Source organism: Flavobacterium ichthyis (assembly GCF_009915155.1).
GTDB classification, from domain to species: Bacteria; Bacteroidota; Bacteroidia; order Flavobacteriales; family Flavobacteriaceae; genus Flavobacterium; species Flavobacterium ichthyis.
This window is the reverse complement of sequence record NZ_JAABLM010000002.1, coordinates 23,197-38,214: the sequence shown is the minus strand read 5'-3', so window position 1 is coordinate 38,214 and position 15,018 is coordinate 23,197. Positions and strand designations below refer to the sequence as shown.

General features: G+C 36.4%; 12 protein-coding genes. 7 read left to right on the top strand and 5 right to left on the bottom strand.

Annotated features, from left to right (window positions below; all coding sequences use genetic code 11):
* Positions 1-156 precede the first annotated feature (156 nt).
* Entirely contained in the window at positions 157-2,334 is a 2,178-nt protein-coding gene (locus tag GV828_RS01850; protein WP_166535766.1) for a S9 family peptidase, read from the bottom strand.
* A 151-nt stretch (positions 2,335-2,485) separates the two neighbouring features.
* Positions 2,486-3,706 carry an aminotransferase class I/II-fold pyridoxal phosphate-dependent enzyme gene (locus GV828_RS01845; protein WP_166535765.1) on the bottom strand — a complete coding sequence of 407 codons (1,221 nt, stop codon included), beginning with the start codon at positions 3,704-3,706 and terminating at the stop codon, positions 2,486-2,488.
* Positions 3,707-4,045: 339 nt separating this feature from the next.
* On the opposite strand from GV828_RS01845, the gene GV828_RS01840 reads away from it, so the two are divergent.
* The 4 genes from GV828_RS01840 (at position 4,046) to lpdA (ending at position 6,577) form a co-directional block, all read left to right on the top strand.
* The gene (locus GV828_RS01840) at positions 4,046-4,510 is read left to right on the top strand and encodes an Lrp/AsnC family transcriptional regulator (protein WP_166535764.1); all 465 of its coding nucleotides are present in this window, start codon (positions 4,046-4,048) and stop codon (positions 4,508-4,510) included.
* Between the two features lie 41 nt (positions 4,511-4,551).
* A complete protein-coding gene (locus GV828_RS01835) occupies positions 4,552-4,797 on the top strand; it encodes a hypothetical protein (RefSeq protein ID WP_166535763.1) in 246 nt (81 codons plus the stop codon).
* Positions 4,787-5,077, top strand: coding sequence for a type II toxin-antitoxin system RelE/ParE family toxin (locus GV828_RS01830; RefSeq protein ID WP_166535762.1), 291 nt, complete (start codon positions 4,787-4,789; stop codon positions 5,075-5,077). Before GV828_RS01835 ends, GV828_RS01830 begins: the two co-directional genes overlap by 11 nt.
* Positions 5,078-5,170: 93 nt before the next feature.
* Complete coding sequence (gene lpdA / locus GV828_RS01825) at positions 5,171-6,577, top strand: dihydrolipoyl dehydrogenase (RefSeq protein ID WP_166535761.1); 1,407 nt, start codon at positions 5,171-5,173, stop codon at positions 6,575-6,577.
* Positions 6,578-6,930: 353 nt separating this feature from the next.
* Here lpdA and GV828_RS01820 read toward each other — a convergent pair whose 3' ends face one another.
* Entirely contained in the window at positions 6,931-8,466 is a 1,536-nt protein-coding gene (locus GV828_RS01820; protein ID WP_166535760.1) for a YifB family Mg chelatase-like AAA ATPase, read from the bottom strand.
* 105 nt (positions 8,467-8,571) lie between these two features.
* On the opposite strand from GV828_RS01820, the gene GV828_RS01815 reads away from it, so the two are divergent.
* The 3 genes from GV828_RS01815 to GV828_RS01805 all read left to right on the top strand — a co-directional run bounded on the left by GV828_RS01815 (position 8,572) and on the right by GV828_RS01805 (position 11,684).
* Positions 8,572-9,930 carry a CoA-disulfide reductase gene (locus tag GV828_RS01815; protein WP_166535759.1) on the top strand — a complete coding sequence of 453 codons (1,359 nt, stop codon included), beginning with the start codon at positions 8,572-8,574 and terminating at the stop codon, positions 9,928-9,930.
* Positions 9,931-10,160: 230 nt separating this feature from the next.
* Positions 10,161-10,607 (top strand): GNAT family N-acetyltransferase, encoded by a 447-nt coding sequence (locus GV828_RS01810; RefSeq protein ID WP_166535758.1) that lies wholly within the window; start codon positions 10,161-10,163, stop codon positions 10,605-10,607.
* Between the two features lie 3 nt (positions 10,608-10,610).
* Complete coding sequence (locus tag GV828_RS01805) at positions 10,611-11,684, top strand: alanine racemase (protein WP_166535757.1); 1,074 nt, start codon at positions 10,611-10,613, stop codon at positions 11,682-11,684.
* 35 nt (positions 11,685-11,719) lie between these two features.
* Here the strand turns inward: GV828_RS01805 and GV828_RS01800 are convergent, their stop codons facing one another.
* Both GV828_RS01800 and tilS read right to left on the bottom strand, forming a co-directional pair.
* Positions 11,720-13,690 carry a protein-disulfide reductase DsbD family protein gene (locus GV828_RS01800; RefSeq protein WP_166535756.1) on the bottom strand — a complete coding sequence of 657 codons (1,971 nt, stop codon included), beginning with the start codon at positions 13,688-13,690 and terminating at the stop codon, positions 11,720-11,722.
* A complete protein-coding gene (gene tilS / locus GV828_RS01795) occupies positions 13,690-14,994 on the bottom strand; it encodes a tRNA lysidine(34) synthetase TilS (protein ID WP_166535755.1) in 1,305 nt (434 codons plus the stop codon). The genes GV828_RS01800 and tilS overlap by 1 nt, the downstream gene beginning before the upstream one ends.
* Between the last annotated feature and the right edge of the window lie 24 nt (positions 14,995-15,018).

Genomic DNA, 15,018 nt, shown 5'->3' with positions numbered 1-15,018 from the left:
ATTTTATGAAGGTTAGTTAGGAAATTATATACAATAATACTACATTTTTAGTAAATGATAAATTTTTGAGCTGTTTTTTTACGATATTAGAAATAAAAAAAGCCGCAGTAATTATAGGTAATTAACTGCGGTTTAAAAATTTTTTAATCAGAAGAATTATTTCAAATGAATATCAAAATAATCAGCTATTTTTTGGTTCAAATGTATCCTATCTCTTCCTGAAACGTTGTGTTCGTGAGTAGGATAGAGGAAATAATCCACTTGTTTTCCTGCTTTGATACAGGCCTGAATAAATTCCATGCTGTGTTGTTGTACGACTACGGGATCTTGAGCTCCGTGAATCATTAACAGCCTTCCCTTTAACTGATCGGCTTTTTTAACTACATTATTATTGTCATAGCCGTTTTCGTTTTCTTGTGGCGTATCCATGTACCGTTCGCCATACATAATTTCGTAAAATTTCCAGTTAGTTACAGGACCTCCAGCAACGCCAACTTTAAAGACATCGTTGTGATTGAGCATTAACGAAGTGGTCATAAATCCGCCGAAACTCCAGCCGTAAACGCCAATTTTTTCTTGATCTACAAAGGATTTTGACTTTAAAAATTCAATGCCCTTCATTTGATCCGCCATTTCGTTTACGCCTAAATTTCTATGAATTACGTGTTCAAAATCTTTTCCCCTTGCGTCACTTCCGCGGTTGTCAACAGTGAAAACCACATAACCATTTTGCGCCATATAATAATCAAAAAGTGATCCGCCACCAAGCCATTCGTTTTGAACCAATTGTGCATGAGGACCTCCGTAAACATACACCATTACTGGATATTTTTTGTTTGCATCGAAATTTGCCGGATAAATCAACCTTCCGTTCAATGGCGTTCTTCCATCAGCGGCGGTAATTTTTACCAATTCCATTTTAGGTAAAACGGTTTTGCCCTCGTAAGGATCTTTGGCTTCAACCAAATTTGCAATCGAATTATTTTTTAGATTTTTAATCAAAATGGTATTTGGCGTATTCACGTTAGAATATTGGTCGAACAAAAGTGTTCCATCACTATTGATACTTCCCGAATGCATTCCGGAAACACTGCTCAATTGCGTGGTTTTCCCGGATTTTAAATCAACTTTAAAAAATTGTCTGTCTAATCCGTCGTTGGTAGTGCCGATGTAAAAAACGTTTTTTACTTCGGAATCAAAATTTAATAAGGAAGTTACCACAACATCTTTGTAACCTAAATTTTTCAGCAATTTTCCATCGGTGTTATAAAGGTATAATTGCTCAAAACCATTGTTTTCACTTCGGTATAAAAATTGGGAATCCGAATTTGGCAAAAATGTCAAATCGTGCAAAGGTTCCACGTAAGTTGGTGCTTTTTCTTCAAATAAAGTTTTTACCAAAGTTCCGGTTGAAGCGTCATATTTATTTAATTTTAAATGGTTTTGCCCACGGTTTAACAATCCTACGTACACAAATTTTCCGCTTGGTTCCCATGTTACACAAGTTAAATATTGCTCTTTTGGTTCGCCTGTTTGTAAAGTCACGGATTTTTTTGAATTTATATCAAAAATTACCAAGGTTACTTCTTCGCTTTTTTCGCCAGCCATCGGGTATTTGATGTTGTTTGTTGCGGCAATTCGAGCGCCAAAATCAATCAAAGGATAATCCGTAACCATGGTTTCGTCTTTTCTGTAAAAAGCTAATTTGTCGCTTTTTGGACTCCACCACATCCCACGATTAATCCCAAATTCTTGTCTGTGGGTATAATCACTTCCGTTTACAATGCCTTTATTTTCGTCATTTGTAACCGAAATTGTTTCGTTGTTGTGAGTAATTTTAATGTTATTCTCGCTTAACCAAGCCACTTTTTTTGCATCCGAAGAAATAATTTGATTTCTGCCTTCTGAAGCAATGGCGATTCCACTACTAATTTGCTTTGTGGCCACATCAAACTGTACTACATATTTCGAATTTTTGCCGTCAACCTCAAATTCCAATACATTCTTACTTACCCACGAATACGCATACGGAAACATGCGAAGTTGGAAACTATCGTTTGAAAATTTTTGTTTCAATGCGTTTTCGAGTTCTGTTTTAGAAACCAAAACTGTTTCGCTCCAATTGTTTTCTGCACTTTTCGCTGATAAATTTTGATATGAATTATCTAAATACGTCAATGTTTTCGTGTCTTTTCGCCATTGTGGCGCCACCATATTTTCTACTGCAAAATTGCGGTATTGACCAAATGTGGCTTCTTCTATGGTAAGATTTTTTTGGGCAAAACCCGAAATTCCAACAAAGAGAAAAGCCGAAAGAAATACTATTTTTTTCATGTTTTAAATTTTGAAGTCGCTAATTTACTAAAATACTTGTCGCCCGAACGAGAGATTGTTACAATAATTACGAGGAAAACGTGGAAAAATTTGGAATAAAAAACCTCCTCAATATTGAAATCAAGGAGGCAGCTTAATTGTAACCAAAAAATTAAACTGAAGCAATTTCTTTTAAAACGCCTAATTCTACCATGCATTTTTGCATCATATCAAAAGTTCGTTGAATATCATTATCCAAACCAATTGAAAAACGAATCAAACCGTCGGTCAAGCCCATTTCTTTTTGTTCGTCAAGCGGAATTTCGCTCGAAGTAGAAGTTCCTGGAGCACTAAAAAGCGTTTTATAAAATCCTAAACTAACTGCCAAATAACCCAAATTTCGTTCTTGCATCAACTCCATCAACTCGTTCGCCTTGTCCAAACTTCCCACGTCAATCGTCATCATTCCTCCAAAACCATATTCTGGATTGATCATATTTTTATACAATTCATGACTCGGATGACTTTTCAAACCCGGATAAACCGTTTTCAAACCTGCCTGTTCAAATTTCTCTGCCAAAAACTGTGCATTATGGCTGTGTTGTTTCATTCTAATATGTAATGTTCTCAAGTTTTTCATCACGCTTGCCGAACGTAAACTGTCCATTGTTGGCCCTAAAAGCATACTTGCTCCGCTGTTCACATTTTTCAAATCGTTGATAAATTCCTGAGAAGCACAAACCACACCACCCACTGTATCGCTACTTCCGTTGATGTATTTGGTCAAACTGTGAATCACAATGTCAGCCCCTAATTTTGCTGGTGCAACCGACAATGGCGAAAACGTATTGTCTACCACCAATTTAATATTATGTTTCTTCGCAATCTTCGCCAAACCAGCAATATCCGCCACTTCAAGCAACGGATTACTTACGGTTTCGCAATACAAAACTTTTGTTTTTGGCGTAATTGCGGCTTCTACCAGGTCTAATTTTGTGATGTCCACAAACGTAGTTTTAATGCCAAATTTTGGCGTAAAATTTTTCAAAAAAGCATAAGTTCCGCCGTAAATCGTGCGAGAGGAAACAATTTCATCACCATTGCTACACAATTGCAAGAGAGTAGGAGTAATCGCACCCATTCCCGAAGCAGCAACATTTGCCGACTCCGTTCCTTCCATTGCTGCCAAAGCCTTGTCTAAATATAAATTACTTGGCGAAGAATGACGCGAATATAAATAACATCCTTCCGCATTGCCTTCAAACGTGTCAAACATTGTCTTGGCCGACAAAAAGGTATAAGTTGACGAATCAGAAATCGATGGATTCACACCACCAAATTCCCCAAAATACTGCAAATCCTGAATGTTATCAGCCGGATTAAAATTTTTCATATTGTATATTTTTATAAATTGAAATCGCTATTGAAATTGATTTTTTTAGGAAGCAAATCGCTCGTGCATTCCAGTAATCCTTGTTCCTGCCTTCCTTCCAAATCTTTTTGTTTTTTAAAGAAAAAAACAAAAAGGATTTTCCCCTCCTCCCGAAGGTTCAGGACAGGGCTAGGAAAACAATCTTTGAGGCTTCTACTAATCTTTCCAAAACAACAAACTAATAGATTAAAAATCAACAATATGTTTAATATTTAGAAAATAAAACTACATTACTGTATATTTGTAATTATATTTAAAGTAAAACAAGAATATTTACATTTCAACTGAAAATATTTCCAAATGATACTAGACAACATCGATAAAAAACTGCTCCAATTTCTTCAAGAAGATGCCAAACAAACCACAAAAGAACTTTCCGTAAAGCTCAATCTTTCCGTTACAGCAGTTTATGAACGAATCAAAAAACTCGAACGTGAAAAAATCATCGATAAATATGTAATTCTTTTAAATAGAAATAAAATTCAAAAAGGCTTCGTCGTTTTTTGCCATCTCAAATTGATGCAACATACCAAGGAATTCATTTCCCAATTCGAAAAAGAAGTCGTGCAATTGACAGAAGTTCTCGAATGTTTCCACGTCAGTGGCGATTATGATTATATCCTAAAAATCTGTGTAGAAAACATGGAAGAATACCGGGAATTTATGGTCACAAAACTCACAACATTGCAACACATTGGGAGTACTCACAGTACATTTATGATTGGAGAAGTAAAAAATACGACTAGTTTTAAATTGTGGTATTGATTTTAATTAAAAAGATGTAATTTTGATAAAAACAGATTGGTATGGAAACTAAAATATTGCGAAAAAAATTAATTAAAGATTTTGGTAAAATCCTAGAAGATGAATCAAAACTAGAATTGCTTGAAAGTGTTTTTGATGCAATAATTAAAGAGGATGCAACTTCTTCAATTCCAGAAAGCCACTATTTTAAGATAGAAGAAGAAAGAGCTAAATATCTTTCAAATGACAATTCAGGAACTTCTTGGGGAGATTTTGAAAAGGAATTAAATAAAAAATATGGTTTTTAAAATCATAATTTCTAAACTTGCTTCTTTAGAGATTACCGAAACCATCGACTTTTATGAGTCTAGACAAAAAGGGTTAGGAAAGCAGTTTTTAAATTCTTTAAAATTAGGATTGACGATTATAAAATCAAATCCCGAATTATTTTCGATTAAAAGAAAATCAACCTACAGGGAAATGAAATTTAAAAAATTTCCTTTCATTGTTATCTATGAAATTATCGGAAACGAAGTAATTGTTTATTCCGTTTTTCATACAAGCAGAAATCCAGAAAAAAAGCCTTGATTAATCTTAATTAGTAACTTCAAAAGGCTATCTAAACAAAAAAACTTCCGTAATTTTGTACTGCAAAAATTTAAACACACAAAAAAATATACTATGAGTTCATTTGACGTAGTCGTTATCGGTTCAGGACCAGGTGGATATGTTGCCGCAATTCGTTGTGCACAATTAGGTTTCAACACTGCAATCATTGAAAAATATCCAACCCTTGGCGGAACTTGCCTAAATGTGGGTTGTATTCCATCAAAAGCATTACTAGATTCTTCACACCATTATCACGATGCCATTTCGCATTTCAAGGAACACGGAATCGAAATCACAGGCGAAGTCAAATTCTCAATTGAGCAAATGATTGCCAGAAAAGCTTCGGTTGTAGACCAAAACGTTTCAGGTATCAAATATTTGATGGACAAAAATAAAATCACCGTTTTTGAGGGTGTTGGCTCATTCGAAGATGCCACTCACGTAAAAGTCACAAAAGCAGACGGTTCTTCTGAAACTCTTGAAGCAAAAAATACCATTATTGCAACGGGTTCAAAACCCTCTTCTTTGCCATTTATCAAAATCGACAAAGAAAAAATCATCACTTCAACAGAAGCTTTAAACTTGAAAGAAGTTCCAAAACACCTTATCGTTATTGGTGGTGGCGTTATCGGATTAGAGTTAGGACAAGTCTATCTTCGTCTTGGTGCTCAAGTTTCTGTAGTGGAATATTTAGACAGAATCATTCCAGGAATGGATGCAGGTTTGTCTAAAGAATTGACCAAAGTCTTGAAGAAACAAGGCATGAAATTCTACACCTCACACAAAGTGAAATCTGTAGAAAGAAACGGTAGCGATGTTCAAGTTCAAGCCGAAAATGCAAAAGGCGAAACCATCACACTTGACGGAGATTATGCTCTAGTTTCAGTTGGTCGTCGTCCTTACACTGACGGTTTGAATGCCGACAAAGCGGGTGTAAAAGTAACCGAAAGAGGTCAGATCGAAGTGAACGATCATTTGCAAACTTCCGTAAAAAATATTTACGCCATTGGCGATGTAGTAAAAGGTGCCATGTTGGCTCACAAAGCCGAAGAAGAAGGCGTTTTCGTAGCCGAAACCATTGCAGGACAAAAACCACACATCGATTATAATCTGATTCCGGGCGTTGTTTACACTTGGCCAGAAGTTGCCGCTGTAGGAAAAACCGAAGAGCAATTAAAAGAAGCAGGAGTGGAGTACAAAGCTGGAAGTTTCCCTTTCAAAGCCTTGGGACGTTCCCGTGCAAGTGGCGATACCGACGGTTTTGTGAAAATCCTAGCCGATAAAAAGACAGACGAAGTGTTAGGCATCCACATGATTGGAGCCCGAACTGCCGATTTGATTGCCGAAGCCGTAACCGCAATGGAATTCAAAGCCTCAGCCGAAGACATTTCAAGAATGAGTCATGCACATCCAACTTATGCCGAAGCCGTAAAAGAAGCTGCACTTGCGGCAACAGACAACCGACCTTTGCACATGTAATTTAGATTGTTAGATTTTTAGAAGGTTAGGCTTTTAGAGATTTAGATAAAGTAACCCGTTTCGGTAAGAAGCGGGTTTTTTATTTGGAGCGAATCGTTGTTTCGTTTTCAGGAAAGGCAATTCCCGCTTTCCGCTTCAATCTCCAGCAGAAAAAGCTGGAGGATTTCCGCTTCAATCGGGGCTAAGCATTTGTCTTTACGCTTCCAATAATTGTCGAGCAAGGAAAATATGGAATTTAAGCAAAAAAATTCCTGCTCAATTTCATTTTGGTTTCATCTGCATTCTGAATAATCATTACGCTTTTCCCATAGTTCCTAGCAAGAAAATCTTTTGTACTATTTTATAAAAAAAATTTAACCTAGCCAACCTTCACGATCCAAACTCCTGTATTGAATGGCTTCGGAAATGTGGTGAGATTGTACGTTGGGCGAATTTTCTAAATCGGCAATGGTTCGGGAAACTTTTAAAATTCGGTCGTAAGCTCGGGCAGAAAGATTGAGACGTTCCATCGCAGATTTGAGCAATTCTTTAGAATTTTCTTCCAAAACACAAAAATCCCGAATCAGTCGCGTGCTCATTTGTGCGTTATAATTGATGTGTTCCATCTCAGCAAATCGCTCACTCTGAATTTCTCTCGCTTTGGTGACGCGTTCTCTAATGGACGAACTACTTTCGGCTTTGCGGTCGTCACTTAACTTTTCAAACGGAACCGGAGTGACTTCAATGTGAATGTCAATTCTGTCGAGCAGCGGCCCGGAAATTTTGCTCATGTAGCGTTGCATCTCGTTTGGCGACGAGGTTACGGGAGCATCAGGATCGTTAAAATAACCACCCGGACTCGGATTCATGCTCGCCACCAACATAAAAGACGAGGGATAAGTAACGGTAAATTTGGCTCGGGAAATCGTAACTTCGCGATCTTCTAAAGGTTGTCGCATTACCTCGAGCACTTCGCGTTTAAATTCGGGCAATTCATCTAAAAATAAAACGCCATTATGTGCCATGGAAATTTCACCAGGTTGAGGATAACTTCCGCCGCCAACAAGGGCTACATTTGAAATCGTATGATGCGGACTCCTGAACGGTCGTTGGTTCATCAATCCGCCGTCTTTTACTTTTCCGGCAACACTGTGAATTTTTGTAGTTTCGAGTGCTTCACGTAAAGTCATGGGAGGTAAAATGCTGGGCAATCGCTTGGCTAACATGGTTTTTCCTGCTCCTGGAGGTCCGATTAAAATTATATTGTGTCCTCCGGCAGCGGCAATTTCCATACATCTTTTAATCGATTCTTGGCCTTTAACATCGCTAAAATCAAATTCGGGAAAATCGAGGGTTTTGTAAAATTCTTCGCGTGTGTTAAAAACCGTAGGTTCGAGCGTGCCTTTTCCTTCAAAAAAATCAATGACTTCTTGGACGTTTTCAATACCATAAACATCTAATTCCGAAACAATCGCAGCTTCTTTTACATTTTGTTTCGGCAGAAAAAATCCTTTAAAACCTTCTTCTTTGGCTTTGATGGCAATTGGCAAAGCACCTCTAATGGGCTGCAAACTTCCGTCGAGCGACAATTCGCCCATGATGACATATTTTTCAACTTCGTCGCCCTTAATTTGTCCGGAAGCCACGAGAATACCGATAGCCAAAGTCAAGTCATAAGCAGAACCTTCTTTGCGCAAATCTGCCGGAGCCATGTTAATCGTGATTTTTTTACCGGGAAGTTGGTATCCATTATTTTTTAACGCAGCCGCAATCCGGTAGCTACTTTCTTTAATGGCATTGTCGGGAAGTCCCACAAGATGGTAACCAATTCCTTTATCAATGTTGACTTCAACGGTAATTGTAGTGGCTTCAACGCCAAAAACGGCGCTTCCAAAAACTTTTACTAACATGGCAGATACATTTTATTTCCGTTAAAAATATATAAAAAATAAAAATTTGCCAATTATTTGTAAGAAGAGTTGTAATTTTAAAAGAAAAGCCGAAAATTATTTCACATGAAAACCGAAAAAATTATTGTAATTGGTGGTGATGCTGCCGGAATGACTGCTGCTTCAAAGATTAGACGTGAAAACAAAAAAGTGGAAATTATTGTATTTGAAAAATCAAACTACGTTTCTTATTCTGCTTGTGGCATACCGTATTTTATTTCGGGAAAAGTAACTTCGTATGAAGAATTGATTGTGCGAACGCCGGAAGATTTTTTGCAAAGAAATATTCAGGTAAAATTAAAGCATGAAGTGATTGAAGTTGATACCACTCAAAATCGGGTTTTGGTTCGGAAATCTGACAAAACGCAATATTGGGAAACGTATGATAAATTGCTGATTGCCACAGGTGGAAAAGCATTTTGTCCGGATGTAGAAAACCGCGATGCCGATGGAATTTTCGGTGTTTCCACTTTGAGTAGCGGTTTAAAAGTTCACAATTTTATCGAAGAAAAAAAACCGAAAACGGCTGTGATTGTGGGTGGTGGTTATATAGGATTAGAAATGGCGGAAGCTTTGTTGATCAAAGGTTTGAAGGTTTCACTCATCAACAAATCCAAAGAAATCATGAACACTTTGGATCCTGATATGGGATTAATTGTGCGGAAAACAATAGAAAATTTAGGCGTAAAAATTTATGGCGAAGAATCACTGCTTCATTTCACCGCAAACAAAAATGGCGTCACGGGTGTGGTTACCGATAAGCGAACGCTAAAAGCTGATTTGGTGATTTTAGGAATGGGGACGAGTCCAAATACCGCATTTTTAAAAAATTCAAAAATAAAATTAGCTGAAAATGGCGCCGTTATCGTAGCCAAAACGCAACGAACTAACATCAGAAATGTTTGGGCAGCTGGCGATTGTGCCACAACTTTTCATTTGGTTAGCAATCAAAAATTTTATATTGCTTTGGGAACTGTCGCCAATAAATCGGGTTTGGTTGCCGGAAAAAATATGGTCGGTAACAAAGCGGTTTTTCCGGGTGTTACGGGAACGGCGGTTTGCAAAATTTGTTCATACGAAGTAGCCCGAACGGGTTTGCAAGAAAAAGAACTTAAAAACTTGAATATCAGTTATGTTACCACGATGATTACCACAAAATCTCGTGCAGGTTATTATCCCGATGCTAAAAATATTTATGTTAAATTAATTGCCGAAAATAAAACAGGAAGAATTTTAGGCGGACAAATTATCGGAGAAGAAGGAGCTGCAAAAAGAATTGATGTGATTGCCGTAGCCTTGACCAAAAAATTATCCCTACGGGAATTAATTGACATGGATTTATCTTATGCACCACCATTTTCACCCGTTTGGGATCCGGTACAAACTGCGGCAAGAAAATTGATTACATTATTATCAAATAGCTGAATATTAGTGTTTTACGAATTTAGTTTTAGGATTTTTGTTGAATTTTTTTGTCTCTCCCAATCAATTGTTGTAAATTTGCAACTCAATAATTAATAAGGAAAGTCCTTATTTTTCTTACCGGCTGTTTTCCCCGCGGCGGATTTTCTGTTTCATTTTTTTTGAAATATTAGTGACTTATTGACAAGTTGCTCCTAAAATTTCGTCCTAAAAAAACAGCACAAAAATAGATTATGGAAACACAAACAATTCAATTTTTTCCAGCTGACAAAACTTTGTTTAACAATGATCAAATTGCCGATTTTTTAGTCGAGCATCTGGATGAATTTGGTGATAAAAAAGAAGATATTTTAAAATGTTTGGCCTTCGCAACTGATGCTACAAAAGGTGGAAATATTATTTTGGCTGTAGCCGAAAACGAAATTGTAGGTACCGTTGTGCTCAACAAAACCGGCATGAGCGGTTACATTCCCGAAAATATTTTAGTTTATATTGCCGTTAACAATTTGTACCGTGGAAAAGGAATTGGTAAAAAATTGATGGAAGATGCTATTCAGTTTTCCGACGGAAATATCGCATTGCATTGCGAACCTCAGAATCCGGCTTTAAAATTGTATGAAAAACTCGGATTTACCAATAAATATTTAGAAATGCGTTTGGAAAAACCTGTCAAAAACTAAGGAATGGCTTTTCTTCAATTAAACCGAGAAAAATTAAAACACAACTACCAGTTTTTGCAAAATTTATTCAGCTCCAGAAATATTCAATGGGGAGTTGTTTCTAAGTTATTGTGTGGTAACAAGTTGTATATGCAGGAGTTGATTAATTTGGGTATTAAAGAAATTCACGATTCCCGAATTAGCAATTTAAAAACCATCAAAGAAATGTCGCGTGATGTGCAAACTGTTTACATCAAACCGCCTGCAAAACGAAGCATCGCAAAGATTGTGAAATATGCCGATGTAAGTTTTAACACCGAAATCGAAACCATCAGAATGTTATCTGAAGAAGCTGGGAAACAGCAAAAAAGCCATAAAATTATTATTATGATTGAAATGGGTGATTTGCGCGAAGGCGTGATGGGAGAAGACCTCGTAGATTTTTATGGCGAAGTTTTAAGTTTGCCCAATATCGAAATTCGAGGCATTGGAACCAACCTGAATTGTTTGAGTGGCGTGATGCCAAATCAAGACAAATTGATTCAGTTAAGTCTTTACAAACAGTTGATTGAAGCCAAATTTAATATTTCGATTCCCTGGGTTTCTGGCGGAACTTCTGTGGCGATTCCGTTGATTTTGAAAAATGCCCGACCAATGGCTGTGAACCATTTCAGAATAGGAGAGGCGCTTTTTTTTGCCAATGATTTGTTTACGGGAAATGACATTGAAGGCATGGAAACTGAGGTTTTCACGCTTTTTTCGGAAGTGATTGAAATTACTGAAAAGCCCAATCTTCCGAGTGGTGAGTTAGGAGAAAATGTCTCGGGAAAAGTTTTTAAAAGTGATGATAATTACGATCTTGGAAGTTCGTCACTTCGTGCCATTTTAGACATCGGACTTCTGGACATGCAACCACAATACATCGAACCTCACGACGAAAATATTAAAATTATAGACGCTAGTTCGGATATGTTGGTGGTGGATATTTCCAATGCGGAAAAGAAATATAAGATTGGCGATTTGATTTCTTTTAAAATACGATACATGGGAGCTTTGTATTTGCTCAATTCTAATTATATCGACAAAATTGTTGCCTAAAAAAAACGCTCTTATTACAGGAGCGTTTTTGGTTTTTATTTAAATTTTGAAATGCCGGATTTCAACCAATCAAGGTAAATATCTATATCTGGTTCATAGGCAATTGGCTCACTTAGCATTTTTTCGTTATTATCTAAAAGAATATAATACGGACGAGCGTTAGAATTGAATTTTGAAATTTGAAAATCGCTCCATTTCCCACCAACAGTGGTAATTTTTCTTCCCGTAACTTTAGATTTGAAGTGTTCGCTTTCTGGAAGTTCTCGTTTTTCGTCACAATAGAGTGAGATTAAAACCACCTCGTTTTTCAGTATAGATAGAACCGCGGCGTCAGACCAGACAGATTCTTCCATTTTTCTGCAATTTACACACGCACGTCCAGTAAAATCTAGCAAAATAGGTTTTCCGATTTCATTAGCATATTTAAAACCATCTTCATAATCTTCGAAAGCTACAATTCCATGTACAGAAAGTTTAGCGCCAATTGGAAGTTCCTGATTCAAAGAGGATCCACCGTTATTACCGATTCCTAAAGGAGATTCACTATAATTTAATGGAGGCGGAAAGCCACTTATAAGTTTTAAAGGAGCTCCCCAAAGCCCAGGAACTAGATAAACAGTGAAAGCCAATGAAACGAGGCCTAAAAGCATTCTTCCCACTGAAACTGATTGCATGGGACTGTCATGCGGTAACGTAAGTTTTCCGAACAAATAAAGAAATAACGCAAAAAATATGGCAATCCAAAAAGCTAAGAAAACCTCACGTTCCAACAAATGTAACTGTAAAACCAAGTCGGCGTTTGATAAAAACTTAAACGCCAATGCGAGTTCTATAAATCCGAAAACGACTTTTACAGAGTTTAACCAACCACCAGATTTAGGAAGGTTTTTTAACATACTTGGAAATAGAGCGAAAAATATAAATGGCATGGATAAACCGAGCCCAAATCCAAGCATCGAGATTGTCAGCAACATTGCACCACCTTCTGTTGATAGAACACTTCCCAATACTAAACCTAATGCAGGACCTGTACATGAAAACGAAACTATAATTAGCGTTAGCGCCATGAAAAATATACCCATTAATCCACTGGTATTAGACGCATTATCGGCTTTATTGGCAATACTATTGGGAATCGTAATTTCAAATGCGCCAAAAAATGAAATAGCAAATACAACGAAAATTAAAAAGAAGAAAATATTTAAATAAACGTTTGTTGAAATTTCACTGAAAATGTCAGGGTTTAAACTTTCGAAAAAGTGAAAAGGTAAGGATATTAAAACATAAATTGCAACGATACAAAATCCATAGAAAAATGCATTAAACTTTCCTTTTGCTTTATTTGAATTTTGTTTTAAAAAGAAACTAATCGTCATGGGAATCATCGGGAAAACGCACGGTGTGAAAGTGACCAATATCCCAGCTAAAAATGTTCCTATTAAAATCGTCCAAGGATTCGGGTCTCCTTCCTCTTTCTTTTCCGTTTTTTCGGCAACAATTTCTTTTTTAACTTCTGCGGGTTTTGTTTCTGAAAAAGCCTGAACTTCAACTGCTTGTGAATTTTTTAAATCAAACTCAAAATATTTATTCTGCTGAATGCAAACTTCTTTACAAACCTGATAAGACAATTCTATTTGCAATAAATTATTATCAGGATTGGTGGTTTTTACCAATTGTTCGAGCGAAAAAGTGCCTTCAAAAAAAGTTTCATCTACTTCAAATACTTCGTTGAATGCTGTTTTGGTTTTGCTTTCTTTGGCTTTGCCTTCTAATGAAAAATTATTTTCTGAATTGTTAGCCAAAACTTCTAAAGGTAAAGCACCACCATCTGGCGTGAACTGCGAATATACATGCCATTCGGGTTCAATCGTTCCTGTGAAAGTCAATAAATACTCAGAATCGGATTTTTTTTCGATTTTAGAAGTCCATTTTACAGGGTCTAAAATTTGCGCTTGAAGCGATAAAAAGGAGAAAAACAGGAAAAAAAGGAGGGCTATTTTTTTCATTATTTGAATTCAATTTGTATAATTTGTTTTGTAGAATCATTAACCTTAAACCGCTGATCTTGTGCTTTTCCAATAATCCAAACTACTTGATTTTCAGATAATAAAAGCCAGCTGTTTTCTTTTTCACTTAAAGTAAATTTTTCATCTCTAAAAAATTTGCTTACTTTTTTTGAGCCATGGATTCCAAAAGGACAAAAGTAATCACCTTTGCGCCATTTTCTGATGATTAGCGGGAATTTTAACTTTTCTTTATCTACAAAAATTTTATTCCTGTTATCAGAAATTTCCCAAGTGTGAGTGAGTTGTAAATTTAACGAAATTGGATTCTGGAGATTTGTATCTTCCGGCAAATAATATTCTTGAGTATCACTTTCCGCTATCGGTTCAACAATTAAAAAATCGCGATCTTTCGAGATTCTATATTTTTCAGAAACCACGTACTTTCCGGTTTCGGCATCAATCAAATCGTAAATGTCGTTCCAAGCCGTAAAACCGAGCGGTTGTAACCATTGATAAAGATACGCTTCGTAGTTTGGAAGTCTTTTTAAATCAAACAATCTGATGAATTTTTGGTTATTTTTTTCCGTCACAACCTGCTGATAGATCATCGCTGCGGCATCACTAACCAAACTTTGAGCTTGTTGCAAATGGTGCAAAGTGTCTTTAAATTGTTCCAAAAACTGAGGATAGACTTTAGTAATTTCTGGCAAAACTTCATGCCTAAAATGATTCCGAACGTATTTTGTGGAAGCATTGCTACTGTCTTCGCGCCAAGAAATACTATTTTTTTCGGCATATTCCAAGATTTCTTCTCGACTAAAATTCAGCAACGGACGCACAATTTTGTCATTCTGCGAAGGAATTCCAACCAAGCCATTCAAACCGGTTCCTCTCGAAAGATTGATGAAAAAGGTTTCTAAAGAATCGTTTAAATGATGTGCGGTTAAAATAAAATCGAGCTTGTTTTCTTCCAAAATTTGATAAAACCAAATGTACCTTAATTGTCTTGCAGCTACTTGAATTGATAGTTTATGTTCTTTTGCATAAAGTTTTGTGTCAAAAGAATTTAGATTTAAGTTTAAATTATTTTCTTTGGCGTAATTTTCAACAAAATTTTGTTCTTCGTCACTTTCTTTACCGCGCAAATTAAAATTGCAATGCGCCAAATAAATTTCGTAATTTAATTGTTGAAATAGATGTGTCAATACCATGCTGTCAACACCACCGCTAGCGGCAATCAGCAATTTTTTTCCCTGCAAATAGGGAAAATGATTCTCTAAATGTTTTTGAAATTTGTTGAGCATTTTCAAAGATAACAAAAGAAAAAG

What these genes read in the sequence shown, in the direction of transcription:
- GV828_RS01810 (WP_166535758.1), top strand. Translation starts at nt 10,161, where the DNA reads ATGGAAACACAAACAATTCAATTTTTTCCAGCTGACAAAACTTTGTTT.
- GV828_RS01800 (WP_166535756.1), bottom strand. Translation starts at nt 13,690, where the DNA reads ATGAAAAAAATAGCCCTCCTTTTTTTCCTGTTTTTCTCCTTTTTATCG.
- GV828_RS01830 (WP_166535762.1), top strand. Translation starts at nt 4,787, where the DNA reads ATGGTTTTTAAAATCATAATTTCTAAACTTGCTTCTTTAGAGATTACC.
- GV828_RS01820 (WP_166535760.1), bottom strand. Translation starts at nt 8,466, where the DNA reads ATGTTAGTAAAAGTTTTTGGAAGCGCCGTTTTTGGCGTTGAAGCCACT.
- GV828_RS01815 (WP_166535759.1), top strand. Translation starts at nt 8,572, where the DNA reads ATGAAAACCGAAAAAATTATTGTAATTGGTGGTGATGCTGCCGGAATG.
- GV828_RS01845 (WP_166535765.1), bottom strand. Translation starts at nt 3,706, where the DNA reads ATGAAAAATTTTAATCCGGCTGATAACATTCAGGATTTGCAGTATTTT.
- GV828_RS01850 (WP_166535766.1), bottom strand. Translation starts at nt 2,334, where the DNA reads ATGAAAAAAATAGTATTTCTTTCGGCTTTTCTCTTTGTTGGAATTTCG.
- GV828_RS01840 (WP_166535764.1), top strand. Translation starts at nt 4,046, where the DNA reads ATGATACTAGACAACATCGATAAAAAACTGCTCCAATTTCTTCAAGAA.
- tilS (WP_166535755.1), bottom strand. Translation starts at nt 14,994, where the DNA reads ATGCTCAACAAATTTCAAAAACATTTAGAGAATCATTTTCCCTATTTG.
- GV828_RS01805 (WP_166535757.1), top strand. Translation starts at nt 10,611, where the DNA reads ATGGCTTTTCTTCAATTAAACCGAGAAAAATTAAAACACAACTACCAG.
- lpdA (WP_166535761.1), top strand. Translation starts at nt 5,171, where the DNA reads ATGAGTTCATTTGACGTAGTCGTTATCGGTTCAGGACCAGGTGGATAT.
- GV828_RS01835 (WP_166535763.1), top strand. Translation starts at nt 4,552, where the DNA reads ATGGAAACTAAAATATTGCGAAAAAAATTAATTAAAGATTTTGGTAAA.